Genomic DNA, 25216 nt, shown 5'->3' on the forward strand with positions numbered 1-25216 from the left:
AAGGGAATCGCTTAAGCTTAAGCTTCGTAACGTTTGAATACGAGTGATGCGTTGTGTCCACCGAACCCGAGCGAGTTGCTCAGGGCGTAATTCAATTCGACGCTCCGTGCACCTTCCGTCACGTAATCAAGATCGCAGCCTTCACTCGGCTGTTTGAGATGAATCGTCGGGTGAACGGTTTGTTCTTGTAACGATTTGATCGTTGCAATCGCCTCGACGCCACCAGCGCCACCAAGTAAGTGACCAATCATCGATTTCGTCGAGTTGACGACGAGTTGTTTTGCCTGTTCACCGAAGACACTGTGGATCGCTTTTGTTTCAAGAATGTCGTTCATCGGTGTGCTCGTTCCGTGTGCATTGATGTATCCGACTGCTTCTGGTGCGATACCTGCATCTTGGATTGCCATTGCCATCGCACGCGCTCCACCGTCTCCATCTGGATCTGGAGCTGTGATGTGGTAGGCGTCAGCTGTTAATCCATACCCACTGACTTCGGCATAGATTTTTGCGCCACGTGCTACCGCATGCTCGTACTCTTCAAGAATCAAGATACCTGCCCCTTCTCCCATGACGAATCCATCACGCCCTTCGTCAAACGGACGGCTTGCTGTCTCAGGATCGTGATTCGTTGACATCGCTTTGTTGGAACAAAAACCAGCAAACGCTAAGTTCGTGATTGGTGCTTCCGCTCCACCAGCGATCATGACATCTGCATCGCCCCGTTCGATGACACGAAGTGCTTCCCCGATGGCATTCGTTCCTGAAGCACATGCTGTGACAGAACAGTTATTCGGTCCCTTGGCTCCGGTATAGATCGATACCTGACCGCTTGCCATGTTCGGAATCATCATCGGAATGAAGAACGGGCTGACACGACGGTGTCCGCGCTCGAAGTAAATCTTCGCTTGTTTCTCGATTGTCTCCACGCCACCGATCCCTGATCCAATCCAGACACCTGCACGTTCAGCAATCGACTTGATATCAATTCCAGCATCTTTTACAGCTTCCATGCTTGCGACAAGTGAGTAATGAACGAAGCGATCCATCTTGCGTGCTTCTTTCGCCTCGATGAATTCTGTCACGTCGAAGTTCTGCAATTCGCCAGTGACCTTTGTTGGATATTCATCGATATCGAGACGCTCCATCGGTCGAATCCCGTTCGTTCCTTCTTTTAATGCTTCCCAGAATGTATTGGCATCGTTCCCGATTGGTGTCAGTGCTCCGATTCCTGTGACTACAACGCGTTTTCTCATCATCTTATGTGTTCTCTCCTTTAGTCCAAGTAATGTATGCTGCTCCCCAAGTCAATCCGGCACCGAATCCAGCAAGTACGAGCTTCGTACCAGGTGTCAGGCGTCCTTGTTGACGTGCTTCTTCGAGTGCGAGTGGGATTGAAGCAGCCGATGTATTCGCATGCTCATCGATGGTGACGATGACTTTTTCTTGCGGTATATGCAGCCGTTCGCACGCTGCATCAATGATGCGTAGGTTTGCTTGGTGCGGGATCAAGATATCGATGTCTTCGAGCGTACTATCCGCTTTTTGAATGACTTTTTCAACGATTTCCGGTAATTTGCGAACAGCGAACTTAAAGACTTCACGACCATTCATCTCGATCGGTCCATCGATGTCCTTAAATAATAAATGTGCTCCGCGTCCATCTGTTCCAAGTTCAAAGGCATTAAGACCCGCTTGCTCAGTTGGTCCGATGACGACTGCCCCTGCACCGTCTCCAAATAAGATGGCAGTTGACCGGTCTGACCAGTCGACGATACTCGACATTTTTTCAGCACCGATGACGAGCGCATGTTTTCCTTCGACTGTTGCTAACATGCTAGCAGCTGTTTGTAATGCAAAGATGAAACCACTACATGCCGCACTAATATCGAATGCAGTCGCTCCTCGTGCTCCAAGACGCTCTTGAACGATACAGGCAGTAGATGGAAACGCCCGTCCTGTTGCCGTTCCGACGACAATCAACCCGATGTCCTCTACTGTCAATCCAGCATCATCAAGCGCTTTCTGAGCAGCTTCTGTCGCTAAGTCAGTGACATCCACATCATCGGCTGCAATCCGTCGTGCCCCGATTCCTGTCCGTGTCCGAATCCATTCATCGCTCGTATCGAGCGTCGTTGCTAATTCATCGTTCGTCACGCGGCGTGACGGCAAAGACGTTCCTAATCCTACAATCCCGATCTTCATAAGGCATCCCCTTTTGTTATTAGTATCTGGTACTAATATAAAGCGTTAATATGCTTTTGTCAAAGAAAAAAGGAAGAGCATGGTCTCCCGTGCCCTTCCCCATACCTCATTCTGCTAAAGTCCGTACGACTTCCATGACCATTTTAGCGGAATTGATTGACGCAATCTCGAGGAACTCATCAAACGAGAGTGACGCTTCTTCATTGGCGCTATCTGAAATCGAACGCGTTACGACGAACGGAACACCGAACTGATGACAGACTTGTGCGATTGGTGCTGCTTCCATCTCGACGGCTGCGACTTCTGGGAAGTGAGCCTTGATTTGAGCAGAGCGCTCTGAATCGTGGATGAATGAATCGCCTGTCGCAATCAATCCATGTACGACGCGAATCGCATCCATCCGCTCGATGACGGCTTCTGCCGTCGCAACAAGCTTCGGATCTGCTTGATAGGCAGCTGGCATTCCAGGTACCTGACCATATTCGTATCCAAATGCCGTCACGTCGACGTCGTGGTGACGTACTTCTGTTGAGACGACGACATCCCCGACCGTTAAGCCTTCCTTGAATCCACCTGCTGAGCCCGTATTGATGACAGCACTTGGTTTGTAGTGGTCTAGCAATAATGTCGTCCCGATCGCAGCGTTCACTTTCCCGATTCCTGACTTCAAGATGACGACAGGAACGCTATTTAAAAGCCCTTCATAAAAATGATAGTTTGCGATGACTGTATCTTTACGTTCTGATAACTCATTACGCAATAAGTTGACTTCCTCTTCCATTGCGCCGATGATTGCGATTGGCATAATTCATTCCTCCATCAAACAGAAAGCCGGATTGCTCCGGCTCCTGTGTTCTTTATTTGATCGATGTAATTTTTACTGCGTATTCGCCGCCTGGTGCTGGTACAGAGACTTGATCTCCGACTTGGTGCCCCATTAAACTTTTCGCGATTGGTGATTCGTTCGAGATTTTACCAGTGAACGGATCTGCTTCGGCACTACCGACGATCGTATACGTATCTTCTTCGTTATCTTCGACACTTAAGAAAGTGACCGTCGTTCCGATACCGACGACCGAGATATCCTTCTCTTCTTCTGAGATGATGGCAACATTACGAAGCATCTCTTCAAGTTGAGCGATCCGGCCTTCGACCATCGCTTGCTCTTCTTTTGCTGAATCGTACTCTGCGTTCTCTGAAAGGTCACCGAACGAACGGGCAATCTTGATGTTCTCGACGACTTCTTTCCGGCGGACTGACTTCAATTCATTCAATTCATTTTCAATGTTCGCTTTACCTTCAAGCGTCATGTAGTATTGCTTTTCTGCCATTTTTGTCACGCTCCTTTTTATTCCACTAGTATAGTATATTCACATCTTTTTTGGAATCAATATCCTCTTTGATCGAGTGCTGAACGATAATCAAGAATCGCTCGAATCTTCGTCACGAGTAAATCGATAGCGACATGATTCTCGCCGCCTTCCGGTACGATGATGTCCGCATACCGTTTTGTTGGTTCACAGAACTGCAGATGCATCGGACGAACGACATTCGTGTACTGTTCAACGACTGAGTCGATTGAACGTCCACGTTCGTTGATATCGCGTTGCATCCGACGCAGAATGCGAACGTCCGCATCCGTATCGACGAACACCTTGATATCCATTAGTTCCCGTAACCGTTCGTCTTCAAGCGCTAAAATTCCTTCTACGATGATGACATCGCGTGGTTCGAGACGAATCGTTTCTTGTGCCCGCGTGTGGGCGACATAGTCATATACCGGTTTTTCAACGGCAATGTTTTCACGGAGCGACTGAATGTGCTCAATCAACAGACCATTATCAAAAGCGAACGGGTGATCATAGTTTGTCTGATACCGCTCCTCCATTGATAAACCACTTTGATCTTTATAATACGCGTCCTGCTCAATCATGACGATTGATTCACTTGGGAACGCATCGACGAGTGAACGTGCCACCGTCGTCTTCCCTGAACCCGTTCCGCCCGCTACACCAATTACTACCGGTTTTTGCATGTCATTCGTTCCTCCATCATTTCGACTTTTTCCGACTGACGGATACACCGTCACCGAGCGGAAAAATCGTCGTATCGTATTGTTCTTGTTCCATCATCCAGACCGTGAATTCCTTGACGAGACGCACGAGTCGACGTCTTCTTCGATCGAATGTCTTCGGATCAGACTCGAGGACATCTCCGTGTAAGAAGAGATTATCCGTATAGAGCACGCCGCCCTCAGGAATGAGTCGCCCATATCCTGCAAAGAATTTTTTATACTGTCCTTTAGCGGCATCAATGAAGACCGCATCGAACTGGTCTTCAAGCGTTTCGGCTAATTCTACTGCATCACCGAAAATGATGTCAATCCGGTCCGCCACATCTGACCGGGCGATGAAGGTTTTTGCTTCTTCATACCTCTTTGCATTCCGTTCAATCGTCGTAATACGCGCATCCGGTAGCGCACGGGCCATCCGAATCGCACTATATCCGATTGCGGTTCCAACTTCTAGAATGCGCTTCGGTTGTTGTAATCGCAATAGCGATAACAAGACTTCGGAACCTGTCAGTTCGATGATTGGTATATGATGTTCTTCCGCATAACGCTCCATTTCTTCTAACAGAGCATCTCGAGGATGAATCATTGATTCGACATAGGTCGTGAAATCATTCACGCCATTCACTCCCTCTTCCGCATAAACAGGTTGACTTGAAGCGAACTTCCCGCTTCAACCCAACCCGTTGCTCATTGCTCTTTACTCGCTTCGTATTCCACCCATTCCGGCTTATACTTAACGACGTTTCGTTGATGTTCTTCATATGTCTCTTCGTATAGAATCTGTCCTCGTGGATGTTTATCACTTGGTGGACGGGCGAAGAAATAGACATATTTCGTTTTATTCGGATTTAACACGGCAAGTACCGAATCTTTACTGACCGTTGAAATCGGACCGATCGGAATCCCTTCGTACTTATACGTATTGTACTTCGAATTGTTCTCGAGATCCTTCAGCGTCGTTAAGGCCGTATTTTCACCTGTGCCATACCAAACCGTTGGATCCGACTGTAACTTCATACCGTCATCCAATCGATTTTTGAAGACACCAGCGATTTCACGACGATCATCTGCTGTCGCCGCTTCACGCTCGACCATGGAACCGAGACTGAGTACTTCATGGAAGGTCATGCCAGACTTTTGAATAGCATCCTCATTCTCATCGTAGACTTTTTCTGTTTCATCGAGCATCGTCTCGACGATTTGATCAATGCTTTTTCCTTTATCAAACTCATACGTTGCTGGGAAGAGGTACCCTTCAAGTGCATACAGGACACCATTCTTCTTCACTTCATCCGTCAACATCGGATATTTTTCAATCATGCTGTCGATGAATGTCGCATCCGTCAATTCTTTACGGACCGTCTCTTCCTTGAAGTTCGTTGCTTTCGCGATCAAAGCAATTTGACGATCCATCGTGATGCCTTCAGGTAACGTGATTTTCACATCCGCTGCCTTCATGACCGTTCCCGTCTTTAATTCATTGATGATTTCATCCGGGGACATGGCTTGTGACAGTGTATACGTACCCGCCTGGAATGACGATTCATTCTTGTAACGGACGTAGTAACGGAAAATCGTCTCGTTTGCGATTAAGTCTTTTTCCTTTAGTAAAGAAGCAATCGAACTCGTCCCTGCTCCTAAAGGAATTTCGACTTTGACGGATTTCGTCGCTGTTTCATCGACTGGTTCAAGCGCATTTTTCAAAAAGACATAGACGACCGCACTGGCAACTAGAAAAATCGTCAACAATACAGAAAGGATGATTAGCGTAATCCGGCGTGATGTCCGGCGTCGCCTTTTTTCGATTTCAGCATTTTGCTTCCATTCGTTCTCCATCGGTTCCTCCTTCTTCTCTTAAAACAAGGTGACATCGTAAGAGAAAGTCTCTTACGACGTCACCTGTCATGAGTCGGGTTAGTCTAACTGGTCTTCGAGCGTGTTAAAGACTTCTTCGATTTCATCCCAAGTCGCTGTATCGTCTTCATCGATTGGTACGAGGTTGAAGTCGTTGTCTCCATCACCGTATTCGTCGAGTTCGTAAACGAAGATGTCGACTTCTTCTGCTTCGTCATAGTCTGCTCCGATTGGCTCGAGGAAGATGTATGTCTTGCTCGAACGTGGGCTTTCATAACGCAGACGTTCTACGAATTCGAAATCATTTCCTTCGCCGTCCGGAATTACGTAACGTGTTGGTTCATTCTGTTGCATCAGTGATCCGCTCCTTTAACGCAAGCTCGAGTTCATCCCAAGTTTGCTCATCATTTTCATCGATCAGGCTCAATTCGAAATCATCTTCGCCTTCTCCATATTCATCGATCTCACAGATGATCAGATCATCTGCTCCTTCGTCAGGGTTACCGATCATTTCAAGAAACAGATAGGTTTTTCCTGTACGTTCACTCGAGTAACGGTACCATTCTTCGAAAAGATGTTCGCCGCCCTCTTCATCTGGAAAGAGATACTGACGTTTTTCTTCAGCCATCGGTTTCTCCCCCCTTCATCGGTTCGTCCGATCCAAGTACGATTGCAGGATCATGACGGCAGCCATCTTATCGATGACTTGTTTACGCTTTTTACGGCTGACATCGGCATCGATCAGCATCCGTTCTGCTTGCATCGTCGTCAACCGTTCATCCATGAAGACGACTTCAAGCCCGGTATGCTGTTCGATTTCCTTCGCAAAAGCTTCACTTGCTTCTGCGCGGGGACCGATGGAACCGTTCATGTTTTTCGGAAGACCAATGACTAGGATTTCGACATTGTATGTCTTCATGATGACATCGAGCCGTTTGAAGGCTTCTGGGTAATCCGGTTCCGTCCACTTGACCGTCTCGACGCCTTGCGCCGTCCAGCCCATCAAGTCACTGACCGCTACCCCGATCGTCTTCGAACCGACATCTAGTCCCATTGCACGTTTCATTTTGAATTTCCACTCTCCGCCAAATAAGATTTCACGAGTTCTTCGAGCAATTCGTCGCGTTCAATCTTACGAATTAAATTACGTGCGTCATTATGACGAGGAATGTAAGCAGGATCTCCTGAAAGGAGATAGCCGACGATTTGGTTGATCGGATGATATCCTTTTTCTTCTAAAGCATGATAGACCGTCAACAACACATCACGTGTCGCTGCTTTGTTATCGTCTTCCGGAAAGTTGAATTTCATCGTTTGATCCATCTGACTCACGTTCATCACCTCTTTCATATACACTACGTTTCTATTATGCCAGTGATTGCACGTATTGTGAAGCGTACGCGAGTGCTTCTTCTAATTTCGACGCATCTTTTCCACCAGCTTGAGCCATGTCAGGGCGACCGCCACCGCCACCACCGCAGCGTGTTGCGACTTCCTTGATCAATTTACCAGCATGATAGCCTTGGTCGATTAAATCTTTTGAGACGCTTGCGACGAGATTGACTTTCTCACCTTGCGCACTTCCGAGAACGATGATTGCTGATCCGAGCGAGCTCTTCAACTCGTCCATCATACCGCGAAGAGCATCCATATCTGAGACGTCGACGCGTTTCGCAAGCACACGCACACCGTTGATTTCCTCAACATCGTCCTTCAATGAAGCAGCTTCGATGTTCGCAAGTTTTGCTTGCAACGATTCATTCGCCCGTTCCGTCTCACGGAGCTGTTGTTGCAGTGCTTCGATGCGAACAGGAACTTCTGTCGTCTTCGTCTTCAAGACAGCTGCTGCTTGTTCGAGTGTTTCCAAGTGCTGATTCATGACACGATACGCGCCTGCACCCGTTACCGCCTCGATTCGGCGTGTACCTGCACCGATCCCAGACTCTGAAACGATCTTGAACAAGCCGATTTCTGCTGTGTTCCCGACGTGGATACCGCCACACAACTCGATCGAGTATGTGCCTGCTGAGACGACACGGACCGTTTCACCGTATTTCTCACCAAACAATGCCATTGCGCCTTTTGCTTTTGCATCAGCGATGTTCATCTCTTCGATATCAACCGGTAGTGATGCCCAGATTGCTTGGTTGACGTCTTGTTCAATCTTCGTCAACTCTTCTTGTGTCACTGCACCGAAGTGTGAGAAGTCGAAACGAAGACGGTCTGGAGAAACGAGTGATCCCGCTTGATTGACGTGTGTTCCGAGCGTATCTTTCAATGCTTTATGAAGTAAGTGTGTTGCCGTGTGATTTTTCGTGACGGCTTTACGCTCTGCTGCTTCGACGTTTGCAACGACGTCTGCAGCTTCCGTTGCGATCCCTGTACGAACGATGACCGTATGCAAGTTTTGACCGTTTGGTGCTTTTTGAACATCTTTGACATCAAGAACGAAGTCTTTGCCTTCGATTGTTCCTGTATCCGCGACTTCACCACCACTTTCAGCGTAGAACGGCGTGATGTCGAGAATGACTTGTGCTTCTTCACCAGCAGCGACTTCTGTGACTCGTTCTCCATCATGCAACAATGCGATGATTTTCGCATCCGCCTTAAGGTCGGTATAGCCGACGAACGTACTTTTATCTTTTAGCGTCGAGAGGACTTCCGATTGCTGTTGCATCGAACCACTCTCTTCACGCGCTGCACGTGCCCGCTGACGTTGTGCATCCATCGCTAGTTTGAAGCCTTCTTCATCAACAGACATCTGATGATCTTCCGCATACTCGACTGTCAATTCGAGTGGGAAACCATACGTGTCATACAGACGGAACGCATCTTCACCACTGATGACATGCTCACCGTTTGCCTTAGACGTCTGAGCGACCGTATTCAAGATTGTAAGACCGTCATGAAGTGTCTCATGGAAACGTTCTTCTTCGTTTTTGATGACGCGTTTGATGAAGTCCGCTTTTTCTGGCACTTGTGGGTAGAAGTCGACCATGACATTCCCGACCGTATCGACGAGTTCATACATGAACGGACGTTCGATTCCAAGCATCTTCGCATAACGAACCGCACGGCGTAGTAAACGACGAAGGACATATCCACGACCTTCATTCGAAGGAAGCGCACCATCACCAATTGCGAATGATACGGTACGGATGTGGTCTGCGATGACTTTAAATGCTACATCGAGTTTCGAATCATCACGGTAGATTTTACCGCTGATCTCTTCTGTTTTGTGAATGATCGGCATGAACAGATCCGTATCGAAGTTCGTCGGCACGTCCTGCATGACACATGCCATCCGTTCGAGTCCCATTCCTGTATCGATGTTTTTACGCGGAAGTTCCGTGTAGTTGCCGTGTCCATCGTGGTTATACTGACTGAAGACGATATTCCAGATCTCGAGATAGCGTTCGTTTTCGCCACCTGGGTAGAGTTCTGAATCGTTCGGATCGTCTCCAAAAGCAGGTCCACGGTCGAAGAAGATTTCCGTGTTCGGACCAGATGGACCTTCACCGATTTCCCAGAAGTTATCTTCAAGTGGAATGATCCGCTCAGCCGGTACACCGAGTTCAAGCCAGATTTGACGCGCTGCGTCATCTTCCGGGTGAATCGTGACCGAGAGACGTTCCGGGTCAAGACCGTACCAGTCATCACTCGTCAAGAGTTCCCAGCCCCATTTGATCGCATCTTCACGGAAGTAATCACCGACAGAGAAGTTTCCGAGCATCTCGAAGAACGTATGGTGACGTGCTGTTTTCCCGACGTTTTCGATATCGTTCGTCCGGATTGATTTTTGTGCGTTGACGATACGTGGATTATCAGGAATGACACGACCATCGAAATACTTCTTGAGTGTCGCAACACCTGAGTTGATCCACAAGAGCGATGGATCCTCGACCGGTACGAGTGAAGCACTCGGTTCGATCGCATGCCCTTTGCTTTGGAAGAAATCAAGATACATCTGACGGATTTGTGCACCCGTTAATGGTTTTAGAGCTTTCATGAACAGTTACCCCCATTGGTTTTATTTGGACGCAAAAAAGCGATGCCTTCATCCCTGAAAAGGGACGAAAGCATCGCTTCCGTGGTACCACCCTCGTTCGTAAGCAATCCATTGCTTACCTCGAACATCTGATAACGGGGATGACCCGCAGGTGTTTACACCCGACTCCGGAAGGAGCTTCAAAGGGACTCGAGAAAGTGATTGCAGCAGACTCACTTCTCTCTGGACTCGAGTTTTCCTTTTACTTATCTTCCATCAACGTGTTACGTCCATTCATCTATCGTGATTATTACCTATCGTACAGCATCCGTCAAGTCTTTGTCACCCCACCGAGTCGTTCAATCAATCGTGTTCGGCGCCGTGGCTCCTCTTCTTGCGACGCTTTATGAAACGCTCGTGGATCGCCGAACAATAATAAACTCGACTTCGCACGGGTGACCGCCGTATAAATCAAGTTTCGGGAATGCTTGAATGCTCCCGTGAAATAGACCGGCATCAAGACGATCGGAAACTCGGACCCTTGTGCCTTGTGAATCGTAATCGCGTAGGCATGCGTGAATTGATCCCAGTCACTCCGGTTGTACTCGACTTCCGTCTGGTCGAAGCGGACGATGATCTTATCCACCTTGTCGACGTTTTCTTTGGCGAAGAAGATATTGACGATTTCGCCGATATCTCCGTTATAGACGTTCTCTTCCGCATTGTTGACGAGCTGAAGAATCTTGTCCCCGGTCCGGTAAATCCGGGTGCCTTGTTTGACTTCGCGTTTTTTCGGTTCCTCCGGATTGTAGACGCGTTGCAAGGCGACATTCAGTTCGTCGATTCCGACCTGACCACGGTAAGTCGGTGCCAAAACCTGAACATCGAATTTCGAATACCCTTTTGCAAGTGCTTTTTCCGCGAAGGCTGAGATGCCGCGTAACGTCTCTTGCGGAGACGCGGTGTAAAAGCGACGATCCGCAAGTGGTGATAACAAATCAGCTGACGTCGTCCGGTTCTTCAAATCGTGCGCGAGCCGTAAAATCGAAGAATCTTCCGCTTGGCGATGGACGACGTTCAAACGAACGACGGGAATCCCTTCCGTATCCATCAAATCTGCCAGCACCTGCCCAGGACCGACGGATGGTAACTGATCGCGGTCACCGACGAACAAGATTTTCATGCCGTTCGGCACAGCACGGAGCAGACTCGATAACAAGTAGATATCAATCATCGACGACTCATCGATGATCAGTACTTTCCCCGTGATTGGCTGATCTTCATTTAGCTGAAAGTTCGTTCCGTCATACTTCAATAGACGATGAATCGTCATCGCTGGGACGTCCGTTGCTTCCGATAGACGTTTAGCGGCGCGTCCGGTCGGTGCGACAAGAACGTACGGATAGACATCCCCCGTCTTGACGCGACTTTTCTCAAGCGGCCAATCATGAATTTCTTGCAGGGCATGTAAAATTCCCTTGATGACGGTCGTCTTACCGGTACCGGGTCCACCTGTCAGAACCATTAACGGTGCTTTGACCGCTAACTCGATCGCTTCCCGCTGTTGCGCCGCATATTCCATGCCAAACTGTTCTTCGAGGTGCCCGATTGCTTCAAGGATCGTCGCGACATCGACTTCCTGTTCGGCACCGTTCGCCATGACCCGCGCGAGTTCCTTCGCCGCCCGAACTTCGGCATAAAAGATCGTCGGTAAATACAGACAGCCTTCTTCGAGCTTGACCTTATCTTCAGCGAGCAACAGTTCAATCGCTTGTTCTAGCCGTTCCCCTGGGTCTTCACCAAGCAACCGGGGCGCCCGTTGCAATAGCGAGTCGACTGTCGCAAAGGCATGCCCCTCTCCTGCTTCTTGTTCTAATATGTGCATGATCGAAGCAGCGACGCGCTCCGGGTGTAATCCGACGAGTCCAAGATGTGATGCGATATGATCGGCTGTCTTAAAACCAATCCCATTCACTTCATACATCAAGGAATATGGATTCTCTCGTATTCGCGCCATGGCGTCCCCTTCGTAAGCAGCATAAATCTTTGCCGCTAGCTTCGGTGTGACATCAAACGGTGCTAAGAACAGCATCAACTGATCGACACCGTATAACGTGGCGAGTCGACTCAAGATGATGTCAGCTTGTTTTTGTTTTAACCCAGGCACCTGATTCAGTACCCGTTCATCTTTCAAAATGAGATCCACTGCCTCTTCTCCGAGAGCATCGACGATATTTTTCGCTGTCTTCGGACCAATGCCGGTGAACGAACCATTCGTCAAGAAGCGGATCGTCGCATGTTTTGTCATCGGAACCGATCGTCGAATCAGCTCCGCCTTCAGTTGTTTTCCGAACCGGGGATGATCGACGAGACGACCGAATGCTTGATACGTTCCTCCGAGTTCGATCCCAACCCCAGTACCCGTGATGACGAGCTCGGTTTCTTTCAGTTCAAAGTTCTTTTCTTTGACGGCGACCAATACAATGGAGTGTGCTTCTTCTTCAGAAGAAAAGAGCACACGTTTGACGCGCCCGACGACTTGATGGGGGTGCTCCATCACTCCACCTTCTTTCTCTCTTTTTCATTCGCTGCTTTCATCATAGCATTCGTTTACCGGATTTTAAATCAGGGAAAGATACCCTGAAACATTTCGTTAAGAGGAGGAGTTTAAGGATGGAACGTTTACCGATTGCAGGATTGTGTGAATTAGTACTTGAAGTCGAGGATATGGATCGTGCGGTCGGCTTTTGGAATGGGACACTAGGCATTCCAGTCGTCGAGCAATGGGCTCCTGAGGACGCTGAACCGAGCAAAGAACAATCTAAGCAAGACGGGGTTTGGGCAACGTGGCTCTACATTGGCGGTAACACTCGACTCGGTCTGTGGCTGAAACGGGACTTTACGATGGAAGAACGGACCGTCAAACACTTACCAGTGTCCGAATGGGACACGTTGTACGATGAAGGTGGTGTCCATGTCCACTGTGCTTTTTACGTTGAGAAGGACGAGTTCCAGCAAGCCTTGAATCAATTGCGGGAAGCATCGATCACCGTGAAGCTCAGAGAATGGGACGAACAGGAGACCTCGAATCAAAAAGAGCATTCTGCTTATTTCAAGGATACGGAAAATAACGTCATCGAACTGTACACGAAAAACATGGATGAAGCCTATGAAGACTTTTCCGGTCCACCACTTCGTGTCATCCGTGAAGTTGGGAATTAAATAGCATAAAAAAAGACGACTCCAGGCGGAATCGTCTTTTTTATATCAGTCTGCTTGTTTTAATAACGCATCCATCTTCGCTTTCGCGTCCCGCGCAAGGGCGTGTTCCGGCTGGTAGGTAAGAACGGCTTCGAGTTCTGCATAACAGGCTTCCTGTTGACCAAGGAAAGCAAGGGCAATCGCATAATTGTATCGTGCATCTGTATGCGTTTCGTCAAGCATCAAGACGTGCTCGAACATCTCGACCGCTTCTTCCAACTTCTCGTTTTGCGCTAAGGCAAGTCCGTATTGGAATGCGATCTCGATATCGACACCGTTTAATTCTGACGCGCGTTGTAGACGAGGTAAGCCACGTACTGGATCACCAAGTTTTTGATACGTCATTCCCAGCATGAAATGGAGATCCGCGTCGTCAAGTCCATATAATAACGCTGCCCGCAATGATTCCTCTGCTTCGACGAGTTTGTCGGCAGCAAAGAACAGCGCCCCTTTTGCATAATAGGCACTCGCAAACGTATTATCGATCATCAGTGCCCGGTCATAAAAACGAAGGGCACGATCAGCATCGTTCATCGATTGGAGTAATGTTCCAAGATTGACGTACGCTGTCGGATCTTTTGGATTTTCTTCGATCGCGTCGTTAAACGCTTGCGCTGCTAATTCATAATTTCCAGCTTCTAGATGCCGGAATCCTACTTCATTATAGTTCATCTTCTTTTGCTCCTTACGCTAGATAAGCGAGGCGTTCGCCTGCTTTATAGGCTGCATCGATCGTCGCACCACCGAGGCAGATGTCCCCATCATAGAATACGACTGCTTGTCCTGGTGTGATTGCCCGTTGACGCTCGTCAAATGAAACATCGAGTCCATCTTCGAGGACACGAACCGTGACGGCTGTATCTTGTTGACGGTAACGGAATTTCGCCGTACAACGGAATGTCTCACCGACCGGACGCTCAGATGTCCAGCTGACATCTGAAGCAAGTAATCCTTCCGAATACAACAATTCGTTATGGAATCCTTGATCGACATAGAGGATGTTCTTCTCTAAATTTTTCCCGACGACGAACCAAGGCTCTCCGTCGCCACCGATACCGAGTCCATGACGTTGCCCCATCGTATAGTACATCAATCCATCGTGACGTCCCATGACGTTGCCGTCAAGTGTCCGCATCTCACCGGGTTGCGCCGGCAGATATTGACCGAGGAACTGTTTGAAGTTCCGCTCGCCAATGAAGCAAATGCCTGTCGAGTCTTTTTTCTTCGCCGTTGCGAGGTTCGCTTCTTCTGCGATCCGGCGCACTTCTGATTTTTCCATGTGCCCGATCGGGAACATCGCCTTCGCGATTTGCTCTTGCGACAATTGATTCAAGAAATATGTTTGATCCTTGTTTGCATCAACGCCTCGAAGCAATTTATGTTCTCCATCCTCATAGACGGCACGCGCATAGTGCCCTGTCGCGACGAAATCGGCACCAAGACGCATCGCGTGATCGAGGAAGGCTTTGAACTTGATTTCCTTGTTACACATGACGTCCGGATTCGGTGTCCGACCGAGTTTATATTCATCGAGGAAGTACGTGAAGACTTTATCCCAGTACTCTTTCTCGAAATTGACCGCATAGTACGGAATGCCGATTTGATTGGCTACCGCGATGACGTCTTCATAATCTTCCGTCGCCGTACAAAAGCCGTTCTCATCCGTGTCATCCCAGTTTTTCATGAAGATTCCGATGACGTTATAGCCTTGCTCTTTTAATAAATGAGCAGTCACAGAAGAATCGACACCGCCCGACATCCCAACGACGACTGTCGTTTCACTCGGGGCTTTCGCTCGTGTATTCATTTATTTCACCTCTTAGTTAATTCTGAAACGATTTTACGACATCTTGCAAGGCTTGTGCGAGTAGTTCGACTTGCGCGAGCTCATTTCCGTGACCAAAACTGATTCGGACCGATGCTCGTGTCCGTTCATCTTCGCCATACATCGCCGATAAGACATGCGAAGGTTCGACGGATCCTGCCGTACATGCACTCCCGCTCGATACGGCCATTTGACGCATATCAAGCATGATCAGGAACGGTTCGATCTCAATCCGCGGGAAGTAAAGATTGAGGACATTCGGCAATCCTTCAACGCCGTTGACTTCGTAAGTTACGCCACTTTCATCCAATCGCGTTAGTAAAACGCTGCGCAGTTGTTTGATGTGGTCCTGTTGTCGATCACGCTCTGCGATCATCAGTTCGAGCGCTTTCGCTAAACCGACGATTCCCGGTACGTTCTCTGTACCAGCACGACGCTTGCGTTCCTGTTCTCCTCCGAACGTTTGAGGCGCTAACTTCACACCAGTCCGAACATACAACAATCCGATTCCTTTTGGACCATTGATTTTATGACCAGACGCGGATAAGAGATCGACCTGTAACGCTTCGACATCGATTGCTTGTTTCCCGAACACTTGCACCGCGTCCGTATGGAACAAAATACCGCGTTCTCGTAAAAATTGACCGAATGCCGCAATCGGCTGAATCGTTCCAACTTCATTGTTGCCGAACATGATCGAGACGAGTGTCGTATCTTCCCGTACCGCTTCTTGCAAAGCAGCCATTGAGACGACACCTGTATCTGGAACATCGAGATACGTGACGTCATAGCCTTGTTTTTCGAGCTCTTCGAACGCATGTAATACAGCATGGTGCTCAAACCGTGTCGTAATGAGATGACGCCCTTTTTCACGCGCCGCCTCAGCCGCACCGAAAATCGCATAATTATCCGATTCCGTTCCACCACTCGTAAAAATCAGTTCGGTTGGTTTCGCATTCAATTCTTGTGCAATCTGCCGGCGTGCTTTGTCAATTGCTGCACGAGCAGACCGACCAGCCGCGTGAACACTCGATGGGTTGCCGTACTGTTCGAGCAAATAAGGCGTCATCGCCTCAAGGACTTCCGGACGCATCGGCGTCGTCGCCGAATGGTCAAAGTAATTCATTCGTTTTCACCTCTCAAATATAGAACATGTATCCTGTATCTTCTTCTTCCGCTAAGTCTTGTAGCGTTGTTGAATCGAGTACTTGATCGACTGCTTGCTGGATTTTATCCCAAAGTTTGCGCTTCGTGACCTCGTCACACGCATCGCCTTCGACGACCACGAGTGGTCCTTCAAGCAGACGGATGATTTCACCCGCTGTGATGTTTTGCGCTTCACGACCGAGCTTATACCCGCCGTAAGCACCACGGACACTTTTGACGAGACCTCCATTACGAAGGGGGGCAATCAACTGTTCAAGATAATGCTCAGATAAGTCATACATCTGCGCGATTTTTTTTAGGGATAATGGTTTAGATTCAGCTTCTTTCGCGAGTGCGATCATGATCGTCAGACCATATCGCCCTTTCGTCGAGATTTTCATCATGCGAAGGATCATCCTTTCTAGTATAGTAGTAGCTAAAAGTGGAAGGAGCGTATGTGTATGGCACATTTATTTGAATCCCAGTCACCTGCCGGACCGCTCGCGAATCGAATGCGTCCGCAGAATCTGGATGAAATCGTCGGACAACGCCATCTGATCGGAGAGACGACGCTCCTGCGGCGTGCCATCTTAGCCGATCGTCTCGGAACCGTCATTTTTTACGGTCCACCCGGAACCGGTAAGACGACGCTCGCGCGTGTCATCTCCAGTTATACGAAATCAGCGTTCGAGCAATTGAACGCGGTCACAGCGAAACTGGAACAATTACGGGAAATTCTAAAAGCGGCCGAAGCCCGTCTTCAGTTCGAGGATCAAAAAACGATTCTCTTTCTCGATGAGATCCATCGATTCAATAAGATGCAACAAGACGCCTTACTGCCAGCGCTAGAAGCAGGTACGATCACGTTGATCGGGGCGACGACTGAAAATCCGAGTTTTGAGGTCAACGCCGCTCTGTTATCGCGGGCAACGGTTTTTCGTTTCGAACCCCCGACGCCAGATGACTTACGGATCGTCCTCGACCGGACCCTAAAAGACGAAGAGCGTGGTCTTGGCAAATATCCGATCACGATCACGGATGACGCGATCGATCATTACGTCAAGTTGTCGGATGGCGATTACCGGGCATTGTTGAATGCGCTTGAACTCGCCGTCTTAACGACACCGGAAATCGATGGTCAGATCACGATCGATCTCGCTGTCGCCGAGGAATCGATTCAACAAAAAGCATTGAAGTACGATAAGGACGGCGATCGGCATTATGATGTCATCTCCGCCTTCATCAAATCGATTCGGGGTTCCGATCCCGACGCTGCGCTCTACTGGCTCGCTGTCATGATTGAAGCGGGCGAAAGTCCGCGCTTCATCGTACGGCGTCTCTACGTCCATGCGGCAGAAGACATCGGTCTGTCTGATCCGCAAGCGTTATTGATGGTCGATGCCTGTGCACGTGCGTGCGAGTACGTCGGTTTCCCTGAAGCAAGGATTCCGCTCGCTGAAACCGTCTTATATCTCGCGACGGCACCGAAATCGAATGCTGTCATCTCAGCGATCGATCAAGCATTGACACTCGTCCGTCGTTCAGACGGTGGTCCGGTACCGCCGCACTTGCGCGATGCCCATCATCCAGGGGCAGGAGCACTTGGAAATGGCGTCACCTATCAGTATCCGCACGACTTCGAACATGCCTATGTGCCACAGAATTACTGGCCCGAGAACCTTGCCCGGACAAAACCCGTCTTTTATCGTCCAAGCCCACGCGGTTTTGAGAAACAACTGCAAGCTCGACTTGATTTTTGGCACAAACAAACAGCCACACATCAGAAAAAGCGACCATAAGGTCGCTTTTTTTAACGAACGCGTTCGATCGTCACGCCGGCTTCACGGACGATCTCATTGATGACGTAGCTCGCTGCGATCAATCCACCAACTGATGGAACGAACGCATTCGAACTTGGCGGCATCTTTGCCTTACGAATTGCAGCCGCATCGTTTCCGACGACTTGACGGACTTCTTCGATGATCTTAACAGGCGGTTCATCAGAGAAGACGACAGGAACACCTTTATGAATACCGGCTTTCCGAAGTTTCGTCCGAATGACCTTCGCTAGTGGATCATAACTTGTATCTTTGATGTCAACGATCTTGATGCGTGTCGGATCCATCTTGTTCGCCATCCCCATACTTGAGATGATTGGAATGTTACGTTTCTTACATTCCTGAATCAAGTGAATCTTGAACGAGACCGTGTCCGATGCATCGATGACATAATCCGGTTGCTGTTCGAAGAACGACTCGAATGTCTCTTCATTGTAGAACATCTTCAAGCGAACGATTTCAAGATCCGGATTTATTAACGCAAGACGTTCTGCCATCGCATCGACCTTCGGTTGACCAACCGTCGGAAGCAAAGCATGGATTTGTCGGTTGACGTTCGTGATGTCGATATCGTCCTTATCGACAAGAATCAAACGACCTACACCACTGCGGGCAAGCGCTTCTGCTGAGAACGATCCAACACCACCGATACCCAGAATAGCGACGGACTTGGATGCCAATGCGTCAAGTCCAGTTTTACCGATTGCTAATTCATTACGCGAAAATTGATGTAACATCTCATAACCTCACAATACTCATACTGTTTTACTCGGAATTATATCATAAAAAAAAACGTCATGCGACGTGTCAAACAACAAAATAATAAGACGATGGGACCCGAAGTGCCGTGTCGATACCTTATTTTTGAACCTGCTGTGCAGGTGGGTGTCTTATCCGATTCCTATTCGTACGTCCTCCTGCTGTGTTACGAGGCATGTACTACTAGTTGGAACGTCAAACTCCCTATCAAAAAAGAGTGGCTCAAAGATAAAAGGCGGCTCTCGTACAATTCAGGAACCCCATCTGATGCATTTAATATAGCATCCTCCCCTCTGAAATGCAACTACTTCCCACTCCAGAAAAAGATGCTTTTTTTCAGGTCCAACGTTTCGTGAAGTGTTGATTCGGATCATATCGTTGTTGTTGGAATGCAGGATCGAATCGTGGTGTGCGTGTTGCATTCCCGACACCCGCGATGAACGCCCAGTTCCCATAGTTCGAAGCGACATCATAGTCGATCAACTGCTGTTCGAAATATCGCGCTCCGATGCGCCAGTCCTGCTTTAATTCATGAATTAGATAACTGGCAACGATCTGCCTGCCGCGGTTCGACATCCATCCCGTCTCGCGAATCTCGTTCATGAAGGCGTCGACGAATGGCACACCGGTTTTTCCTTCTATCCAACGTTCGACAGCTAGCTGGTCCGCCTTCCACGTGTATTGACCTTCTTGTAATCCGCTCGCACGGAACAGACGGCTTCCTGTCTCACGCATCGTCAAATGGAAGAAGTCACGCCATAACAGTTCGAAATACAACCAGTACGTCGATTCATTCGCTCCCTTTTTTCGCTCGGCTGCCTGCAATTCAGCCATGACGCGACGCGGCGAGAGTGATCCGTTCGCTAGCCAGGCAGACAGCTTCGAAGAATCATTTCGTAAGAACCCATTCCGTGTTTCTTTATAGGTGAATACAGGCTCAGCAAGGTATTCCTGAAGGCGCGCTCTCCCTGCTGACTCTCCACCACGGAACGGGAACGCGATTTCGGGATTCGCTTCGACCGATTCTTCTTTTACTAACTGAATACCGGTTGGTGGATCGAGTGGATCGTAGAAGGTCCCTTTCGCCTCGACCCGTTTTCGAAATGCCGTAAAGACACGCTTTAATTCATCACTTCCGATATCTTCCCGTCGATGTAATGTCTGTGTCTCAAAAGAACGGACGGCATACTTGTCTTCGATATACTGTTCACTTGCCGCTTCTTCTGTGCCGGTCATCTTATGGAAATAGACGGTATCATCCGCTTGCAGGTAAGAATCGAGTGTCTCATGCACCTTCCCTTCTAGAATATCTAGCGTGATTCCGATCTGAGCAAGATGACTCGCTAGGTTCTCTAGTGTCTCTTGTTCAAATCGCGCTTGTTGTGTACCTCTTTTAAAATCGCGTTTCTTTTGGTCTTTGACGTATACGGCACGAATGACGTCCTGTTCTTCACACGCACTCCGAAGTGCCTCATGATCATCGACACGTAAATCATGACGATACCAAACGACTGCTCCCATATTGATCGACTCCCTTCTCCTTATACTATGACCCGACCAAGGTAGATAGAAAACCACTTGATGTGCCGATGAGGTTTTAAGACGTTGTTTTCGTGGAATATGATTAGTACAACAAATCAGAGGAGTGAATGAATCAATGGCAGCAAAACGCGGTAAACTCAGAACACTAATGACGCTCGTAACGACGGTTGGTCCAATCGTCTATAAATTCTATAAAAAACAGCAGTCGAAAAAATCAATCAACAACCCTAAATAAAAAATGGACGTCTCCTTATCGGAGCGTCCATTTTTTAACGTTTACTGACACCTTCACTCGCCTCTACATAAAACCGCCATGGATAGGCTGTCGCTTCTCCTGCATTCGGAATACCGATCCGTGTCGTCTGGACGATCGCATCGACCGGGTCAGCAACGAGTCGGAAACGGTCTTGATAAAGATCCTGTCCCGAATCAGCTGTCGTTAGACCAAATCCTTGGCACAGTTTCGCTGGTCCATTGACGAGATTGCGTCGTTGCGCCGTTGTCAACTCTGCGTAGGAACAACCAAAACGACGTTCAGCGACCCGATCGTGCCCATTGATGATTTCCGCACCTCGTAGCAACAGTCCGTATCCTTCCCCTTCGTGTCCACAAACGATATTCATGCAGTGATGCATACCATATGTGAAGTACACATAGAGATGCCCCGGCGGACCGAACATCGGTGCCGTCCGTTTCGTTGGTTTTCCGGAAAACGAATGCGCTGCTTGATCGTGAGGACCGAGATAGGCTTCGACCTCGACGATCCGCATCGTCACCTCATCGACTGTGATCTGTGTTCCTAAGAAATCTGGACCGACTTCAACCGGAGACCGTTCAAAAAAGTGTCGTTCCATCCGTTCACCCTCCTTCATGAAACAAGCGAACCTCCCATACCGGAAGATTCGCTTGTCGTATCTTAAGATTGTTTGACCGCTGTTCGAATCGAGAGATCGTTTAATTGCGCATCCGAGACTGGGCTTGGTGCTGCCGTCAACAGATCACTTGCTGATGCTGTTTTCGGGAAGGCAATCGTATCACGCAAGTTTGAACGTCCTGCGAGTAACATGACGAGACGGTCTAGACCAAGTGCGATCCCCGCATGTGGTGGTGTTCCGTATTCGAATGCTTCCATCAAGAAACCGAACTGCTCGTTTGCTTCTTCTTCTGTGAAGCCAAGCAACTTGAACATCCGCTCTTGGATATCCCGTTCGTAGATCCGTTGTGATCCACCGCCAAGCTCGTATCCGTTCAAGACGAGGTCATACGCGACGGCGAGGACTTTTCCAGGATCCGTCTCGAGCAATTTGAGATCTTCACGACGTGGCATCGTGAACGGGTGGTGGTTTGCGTAGAAACGACCATCTTCTTCTTCATACGTGACGAGCGGGAAGTCCGTCACCCAAAGGAAGTTGAAGACCGACTCATCGATCAAGTCTAGTTCCTTCGCTAACTTCTGACGGAGCGCACCTAAGCTGTCTGCTACGATCGATGCTTTTGCTGCGACGAACAACAATAAGTCGCCTGCTTCCGCATCTGTCGCCGCTGTCAGGCGAGCAGTTGCTTCTTCGTCGAAGAACTTCGCGATCGGACCGTTCAGTCCGTCCGCTGTCACTTTGACCCACGCGAGACCTTTTGCACCGTAGATTGCCGTGAATTCTTGTAACTTATCGATGTCTTTCCGCGAGAAGCGCTCAGCTGCACCTTTAACGTTCAATGCTTTGACTTCGCCACCTGCTTCTAGTGCCATGTCGAATACTTTGAATCCTGCACCTTTGACGGCTTCCGCGACATCAATCAATTCGAGACCGAAGCGTGTATCCGGCTTATCCGAACCATACCGGCTCATCGCTTCCGCATATGGCATCCGTGGGAACGGTGTCACGATATCTTTACCAAGCGTTTCCTTCATGACACGCGTCATCATCGATTCCATCATCGCATACAAGTCTTCGATGTCCATGAAGCTCGTCTCGATATCGACTTGCGTGAATTCAGGTTGACGGTCTGCCCGTAAGTCTTCGTCACGGAAACAACGTGCAATTTGGAAGTACCGCTCAAAACCAGACACCATCAGCAATTGTTTGAACAATTGCGGTGATTGTGGCAAGGCATAGAACTCACCTGGGTGAACACGACTCGGAACGAGATAGTCACGTGCGCCTTCTGGTGTTGATTTCGTTAAGATTGGTGTCTCGACTTCCAAGAAGTCTTGCTCATCGAGGAAGTTCCGCATGATGTTCGATGCTTTCGAACGGAGACGGAATGTCTCTTGAAGCGACGGACGACGCAAGTCAAGATAACGATATTTAAGACGTAAATCTTCTGACGTCTGCTCTGCTTCTTCACTGATCGGGAATGGTGTCATCTTCGCTACGTTCAAGATGACGACTTCATCCGCGACGACCTCGACTTGCCCAGTCGGGATGTTCGGGTTCGGATTCTCACGGGCGATGACGTGTCCTTTGATGTCGAGGACATACTCTGAACGAATCGATTCCGCAAGGCGATGTGCCTGCTCGTTTTCCGGTTGGAAGACGATTTGGACGATGCCACTACGGTCGCGGAGATCAAGGAAGATCAATCCTCCTAAGTCACGTCGTTTTTGAACCCATCCTTTAAGTTGAACGTGTTGTCCGATGACTTCTTCTGTCACCTGACCGTTCATATGCGTGCGTCCGATCATTGTGCTTCCTCCTTTAATTTCGCGACGATCGTATCAGCGACTGCTGATAACGGAACGTCCGTCTGTTCCCCTGTAGCCATGTTCTTCAGCGCTGCTGCACCACGCTCGACTTCTTCATCCCCGAGGATGACCGTATAGCGTGCTTTCAAGCGATCGGCTGCCTTGAATTGTCCTTTGAACTTTCGACCGAGATAATCCCGATCCGCGACAAGTCCTTCGAGACGCATCAATTGTAAGAGACGTGTTGCCGTCTTTTCGACTTCGTCACTGCCTTGCGCGACGATGAAGACATCGATTTGATCATCGACTGCCGGTAAGACGTTCTCATTCTCAAGTGCCATCAATAAACGTTCGATGCCGATTCCGAATCCGATTCCCGGTGTTGCCGGTCCACCGATCTGTTCGACGAGACCGTTGTATCGTCCACCGCCACATAGTGTCGTGATTGCTCCGAAGCCTTCTGCTTCTGACATGATCTCGAACGCCGTGTGATTATAATAATCGATTCCGCGAACAAGCGTTGGATCAACGACATACTCGATGCCGAGTGCATCTAAGTGAAGCAATACTTCATCGAAGTAAGCTTTTGATGCCGGGTTTAAGTAATCGAGAATTGATGGTGCTGTTGCCATGCTCGGGTGATCGCGGTCGACCTTACAGTCAAGGACACGAAGTGGATTCGTTTCGAGACGGTTCTGACAGTCCTGACATAACTCGTGAACGACCGGTTTGAAGTGATCGACAAGTGCTGCCCGGTGTGCGGCGCGACTTTCGTTATCCCCGAGTGTATTGATGACGAGCTTGAGGTGCTTCAATCCGAATGAACGGTAGATGCTCATCGCGAGACTGATGACTTCCGCATCGATCGCTGGTTGTTCACTACCAAGTGCCTCGACTCCATATTGGTGAAGCTGACGGAAACGACCTGCTTGCGGACGTTCATAACGGAACATCGGTCCAATGTAGAACAATTTCGTCGGTTGGTTCGGTGAACCGAACAGCTTGTTCGTCACGAATGAACGAACGACAGCAGCCGTTCCTTCTGGACGTAACGTCAACTGGTCTTTTCCGCGTTTCTCAAGCATGAACATTTCTTTTTGAACGATATCCGTCGTCTCACCAACGCCACGTTTGAAGAGTTCTGTCTCCTCAAAAATCGGCGTCCGGATTTCCTTATAGTTGTAACGCTTACTGATATCACGTAATTGTTGCTCGATGTACTGCCAGCGTTCGACTGTTCCTGGAAGGACATCAAACGTACCGCGTGGTAATTTCATCTCAAATTCCTCCTTTTTTGAATACAAAAAAGTCCTCGTCCGCAAAGGGACGAGAACTTGAAGATCCCGTGGTACCACCCTGGTTGTCAAATCACATTTGACCACTCGGTGCAGTTAACGCCTGCGTACGACCTTCCCTACTATCAGTTCAGGAAGATACCTCGGAAGGGTCTTTCATCGAGTTCATCTGTTCGCCCTTCCAGCCAAGGGGCGACTCTCTAAGCAGACAAGGTCTTGATTACTCCTCTTCGTCTTCGGTCGTATGAATCATTTGGTTACGTCTAATATTGCCTCGTCTCTCGGTTCCTGTCAAGCGTTTGCTTCTTTTTCAAGAATCAATGTCACCGGTCCATCATTGACGAGCGCGATATCCATCATCGCACCGAACTGACCTGTCTCGACCGTCAGTCCTTGCGCACGAAGACGTTCATTGAACGCTTCATACAATTCGTTGGCAAGATCCGGTTTCGCCGCTTCCGTGAACGCTGGGCGACGTCCTTTTTTGACATCACCATACAGCGTGAACTGCGAGACGGATAGAATCTGACCGTCGACATCTTGCAACGAGCGGTTCATCCGTTCCTCTTCATCTTCAAACACGCGGAGTCCTGCGATTTTATCAGCTAACCAGTTCACCTGATCGATCGTGTCTTCGTGCGTGACACCGACAAGCAAGAGAAAACCTTGCTTGATTTGACCGATGACCTCCTGATCGACTGTGACACTTGCTTCTTTGACTCGTTGTAATACGACTCGCATGACTCATC

25 protein-coding genes, 1 other RNA gene and 2 other annotated features are annotated in these 25216 nt (G+C 48.9%); of the genes, 2 read left to right on the top strand and 24 right to left on the bottom strand.

The window, feature by feature from the left end:
- Nucleotides 1–17 precede the first annotated feature (17 nt).
- The 13 genes from fabF to recD2 all read right to left on the bottom strand — a co-directional run bounded on the left by fabF (nucleotide 18) and on the right by recD2 (nucleotide 12675).
- Nucleotides 18–1256 (bottom strand): beta-ketoacyl-ACP synthase II, encoded by a 1239-nt coding sequence (gene fabF / locus KNQ03_RS04610; protein ID WP_133207561.1) that lies wholly within the window; start codon nucleotides 1254–1256, stop codon nucleotides 18–20.
- A 1-nt stretch (nucleotide 1257) separates the two neighbouring features.
- Nucleotides 1258–2202 carry a beta-ketoacyl-ACP synthase III gene (locus KNQ03_RS04615; protein WP_050677578.1) on the bottom strand — a complete coding sequence of 315 codons (945 nt, stop codon included), beginning with the start codon at nucleotides 2200–2202 and terminating at the stop codon, nucleotides 1258–1260.
- 106 nt (nucleotides 2203–2308) lie between these two features.
- Nucleotides 2309–3007: a 5'-methylthioadenosine/S-adenosylhomocysteine nucleosidase gene (gene mtnN / locus KNQ03_RS04620; protein WP_023468903.1), complete on the bottom strand. Its 699-nt coding sequence runs from the start codon at nucleotides 3005–3007 to the stop codon at nucleotides 2309–2311.
- Between the two features lie 52 nt (nucleotides 3008–3059).
- On the bottom strand, nucleotides 3060–3533 hold the full coding sequence (greA, locus tag KNQ03_RS04625; protein WP_029342224.1) for a transcription elongation factor GreA: 474 nt from the start codon (nucleotides 3531–3533) through the stop codon (nucleotides 3060–3062).
- A gap of 56 nt (nucleotides 3534–3589) precedes the next feature.
- On the bottom strand, nucleotides 3590–4237 hold the full coding sequence (gene udk / locus KNQ03_RS04630) for a uridine kinase (protein ID WP_214723700.1): 648 nt from the start codon (nucleotides 4235–4237) through the stop codon (nucleotides 3590–3592).
- 16 nt (nucleotides 4238–4253) lie between these two features.
- A complete protein-coding gene (locus KNQ03_RS04635) occupies nucleotides 4254–4892 on the bottom strand; it encodes an O-methyltransferase (RefSeq protein WP_023468906.1) in 639 nt (212 codons plus the stop codon).
- A gap of 71 nt (nucleotides 4893–4963) precedes the next feature.
- The gene (gene mltG / locus KNQ03_RS04640; RefSeq protein WP_149427657.1) at nucleotides 4964–6112 is read right to left on the bottom strand and encodes an endolytic transglycosylase MltG; all 1149 of its coding nucleotides are present in this window, start codon (nucleotides 6110–6112) and stop codon (nucleotides 4964–4966) included.
- 78 nt (nucleotides 6113–6190) lie between these two features.
- Nucleotides 6191–6484 carry a DUF1292 domain-containing protein gene (locus KNQ03_RS04645; RefSeq protein ID WP_023468908.1) on the bottom strand — a complete coding sequence of 98 codons (294 nt, stop codon included), beginning with the start codon at nucleotides 6482–6484 and terminating at the stop codon, nucleotides 6191–6193.
- Nucleotides 6471–6758, bottom strand: coding sequence for a DUF1292 domain-containing protein (locus tag KNQ03_RS04650; RefSeq protein ID WP_023468909.1), 288 nt, complete (start codon nucleotides 6756–6758; stop codon nucleotides 6471–6473). Before KNQ03_RS04650 ends, KNQ03_RS04645 begins: the two co-directional genes overlap by 14 nt.
- A 15-nt stretch (nucleotides 6759–6773) precedes the next feature.
- Nucleotides 6774–7196 carry a Holliday junction resolvase RuvX gene (gene ruvX / locus KNQ03_RS04655; RefSeq protein ID WP_023468910.1) on the bottom strand — a complete coding sequence of 141 codons (423 nt, stop codon included), beginning with the start codon at nucleotides 7194–7196 and terminating at the stop codon, nucleotides 6774–6776.
- On the bottom strand, nucleotides 7193–7462 hold the full coding sequence (locus KNQ03_RS04660) for an IreB family regulatory phosphoprotein (protein WP_029342229.1): 270 nt from the start codon (nucleotides 7460–7462) through the stop codon (nucleotides 7193–7195). The genes ruvX and KNQ03_RS04660 overlap by 4 nt, the downstream gene beginning before the upstream one ends.
- Before the next feature lie 34 nt (nucleotides 7463–7496).
- On the bottom strand, nucleotides 7497–10139 hold the full coding sequence (alaS, locus tag KNQ03_RS04665; protein ID WP_214723702.1) for an alanine--tRNA ligase: 2643 nt from the start codon (nucleotides 10137–10139) through the stop codon (nucleotides 7497–7499).
- A gap of 57 nt (nucleotides 10140–10196) precedes the next feature.
- Nucleotides 10197–10407, bottom strand: a binding site (T-box leader).
- Between the two features lie 42 nt (nucleotides 10408–10449).
- Nucleotides 10450–12675 (bottom strand): SF1B family DNA helicase RecD2, encoded by a 2226-nt coding sequence (recD2, locus tag KNQ03_RS04670; protein WP_214723704.1) that lies wholly within the window; start codon nucleotides 12673–12675, stop codon nucleotides 10450–10452.
- 116 nt (nucleotides 12676–12791) lie between these two features.
- Here recD2 and KNQ03_RS04675 point away from each other — a divergent pair, with 116 nt between their 5' ends.
- A complete protein-coding gene (locus tag KNQ03_RS04675) occupies nucleotides 12792–13340 on the top strand; it encodes a VOC family protein (protein ID WP_214723706.1) in 549 nt (182 codons plus the stop codon).
- A 45-nt stretch (nucleotides 13341–13385) separates the two neighbouring features.
- Here the strand turns inward: KNQ03_RS04675 and KNQ03_RS04680 are convergent, their stop codons facing one another.
- From KNQ03_RS04680 to cymR, 4 genes are read right to left on the bottom strand one after another with little or no spacing between them, the layout of a single operon-like run.
- Nucleotides 13386–14051, bottom strand: a complete 666-nt coding sequence (locus KNQ03_RS04680; RefSeq protein ID WP_214723708.1) for a tetratricopeptide repeat protein — start codon at nucleotides 14049–14051, stop codon at nucleotides 13386–13388.
- A gap of 13 nt (nucleotides 14052–14064) precedes the next feature.
- On the bottom strand, nucleotides 14065–15186 hold the full coding sequence (gene mnmA, locus KNQ03_RS04685; RefSeq protein ID WP_214723710.1) for a tRNA 2-thiouridine(34) synthase MnmA: 1122 nt from the start codon (nucleotides 15184–15186) through the stop codon (nucleotides 14065–14067).
- A gap of 16 nt (nucleotides 15187–15202) precedes the next feature.
- Entirely contained in the window at nucleotides 15203–16330 is a 1128-nt protein-coding gene (locus KNQ03_RS04690; protein ID WP_214723712.1) for a cysteine desulfurase family protein, read from the bottom strand.
- Nucleotides 16331–16343: 13 nt separating this feature from the next.
- Nucleotides 16344–16751, bottom strand: coding sequence for a cysteine metabolism transcriptional regulator CymR (gene cymR / locus KNQ03_RS04695; protein ID WP_029342236.1), 408 nt, complete (start codon nucleotides 16749–16751; stop codon nucleotides 16344–16346).
- A 60-nt stretch (nucleotides 16752–16811) separates the two neighbouring features.
- Between cymR and KNQ03_RS04700 the strand changes: the two genes are divergently transcribed.
- Nucleotides 16812–18149: a replication-associated recombination protein A gene (locus KNQ03_RS04700; RefSeq protein WP_214723714.1), complete on the top strand. Its 1338-nt coding sequence runs from the start codon at nucleotides 16812–16814 to the stop codon at nucleotides 18147–18149.
- Between the two features lie 11 nt (nucleotides 18150–18160).
- Here KNQ03_RS04700 and KNQ03_RS04705 read toward each other — a convergent pair whose 3' ends face one another.
- From KNQ03_RS04705 to dtd, 7 genes are all read right to left on the bottom strand, one after another.
- Nucleotides 18161–18925, bottom strand: coding sequence for a tRNA threonylcarbamoyladenosine dehydratase (locus KNQ03_RS04705; RefSeq protein WP_023468920.1), 765 nt, complete (start codon nucleotides 18923–18925; stop codon nucleotides 18161–18163).
- Between the two features lie 93 nt (nucleotides 18926–19018).
- A non-coding RNA gene (ssrS, locus tag KNQ03_RS04710) (6S RNA) lies at nucleotides 19019–19208 on the bottom strand.
- A gap of 75 nt (nucleotides 19209–19283) precedes the next feature.
- Complete coding sequence (locus tag KNQ03_RS04715) at nucleotides 19284–20468, bottom strand: DASH family cryptochrome (RefSeq protein ID WP_214723716.1); 1185 nt, start codon at nucleotides 20466–20468, stop codon at nucleotides 19284–19286.
- A 290-nt stretch (nucleotides 20469–20758) separates the two neighbouring features.
- Nucleotides 20759–21343 carry a DNA-3-methyladenine glycosylase gene (locus tag KNQ03_RS04720; protein WP_214723718.1) on the bottom strand — a complete coding sequence of 195 codons (585 nt, stop codon included), beginning with the start codon at nucleotides 21341–21343 and terminating at the stop codon, nucleotides 20759–20761.
- Nucleotides 21344–21405: 62 nt separating this feature from the next.
- On the bottom strand, nucleotides 21406–23172 hold the full coding sequence (aspS, locus tag KNQ03_RS04725) for an aspartate--tRNA ligase (protein ID WP_214723720.1): 1767 nt from the start codon (nucleotides 23170–23172) through the stop codon (nucleotides 21406–21408).
- Nucleotides 23169–24449, bottom strand: a complete 1281-nt coding sequence (hisS, locus tag KNQ03_RS04730) for a histidine--tRNA ligase (protein ID WP_023468925.1) — start codon at nucleotides 24447–24449, stop codon at nucleotides 23169–23171. Before hisS ends, aspS begins: the two co-directional genes overlap by 4 nt.
- 42 nt (nucleotides 24450–24491) lie before the next feature.
- Nucleotides 24492–24713: a binding site (T-box leader), on the bottom strand.
- A 45-nt stretch (nucleotides 24714–24758) separates the two neighbouring features.
- Nucleotides 24759–25208, bottom strand: coding sequence for a D-aminoacyl-tRNA deacylase (gene dtd / locus KNQ03_RS04735; RefSeq protein ID WP_058713802.1), 450 nt, complete (start codon nucleotides 25206–25208; stop codon nucleotides 24759–24761).
- Between the last annotated feature and the right edge of the window lie 8 nt (nucleotides 25209–25216).

This window comes from Exiguobacterium sp. s143 (genome assembly GCF_018618895.1).
Lineage (GTDB): Bacteria > Bacillota > Bacilli > Exiguobacteriales > Exiguobacteriaceae > Exiguobacterium_A > Exiguobacterium_A abrahamii.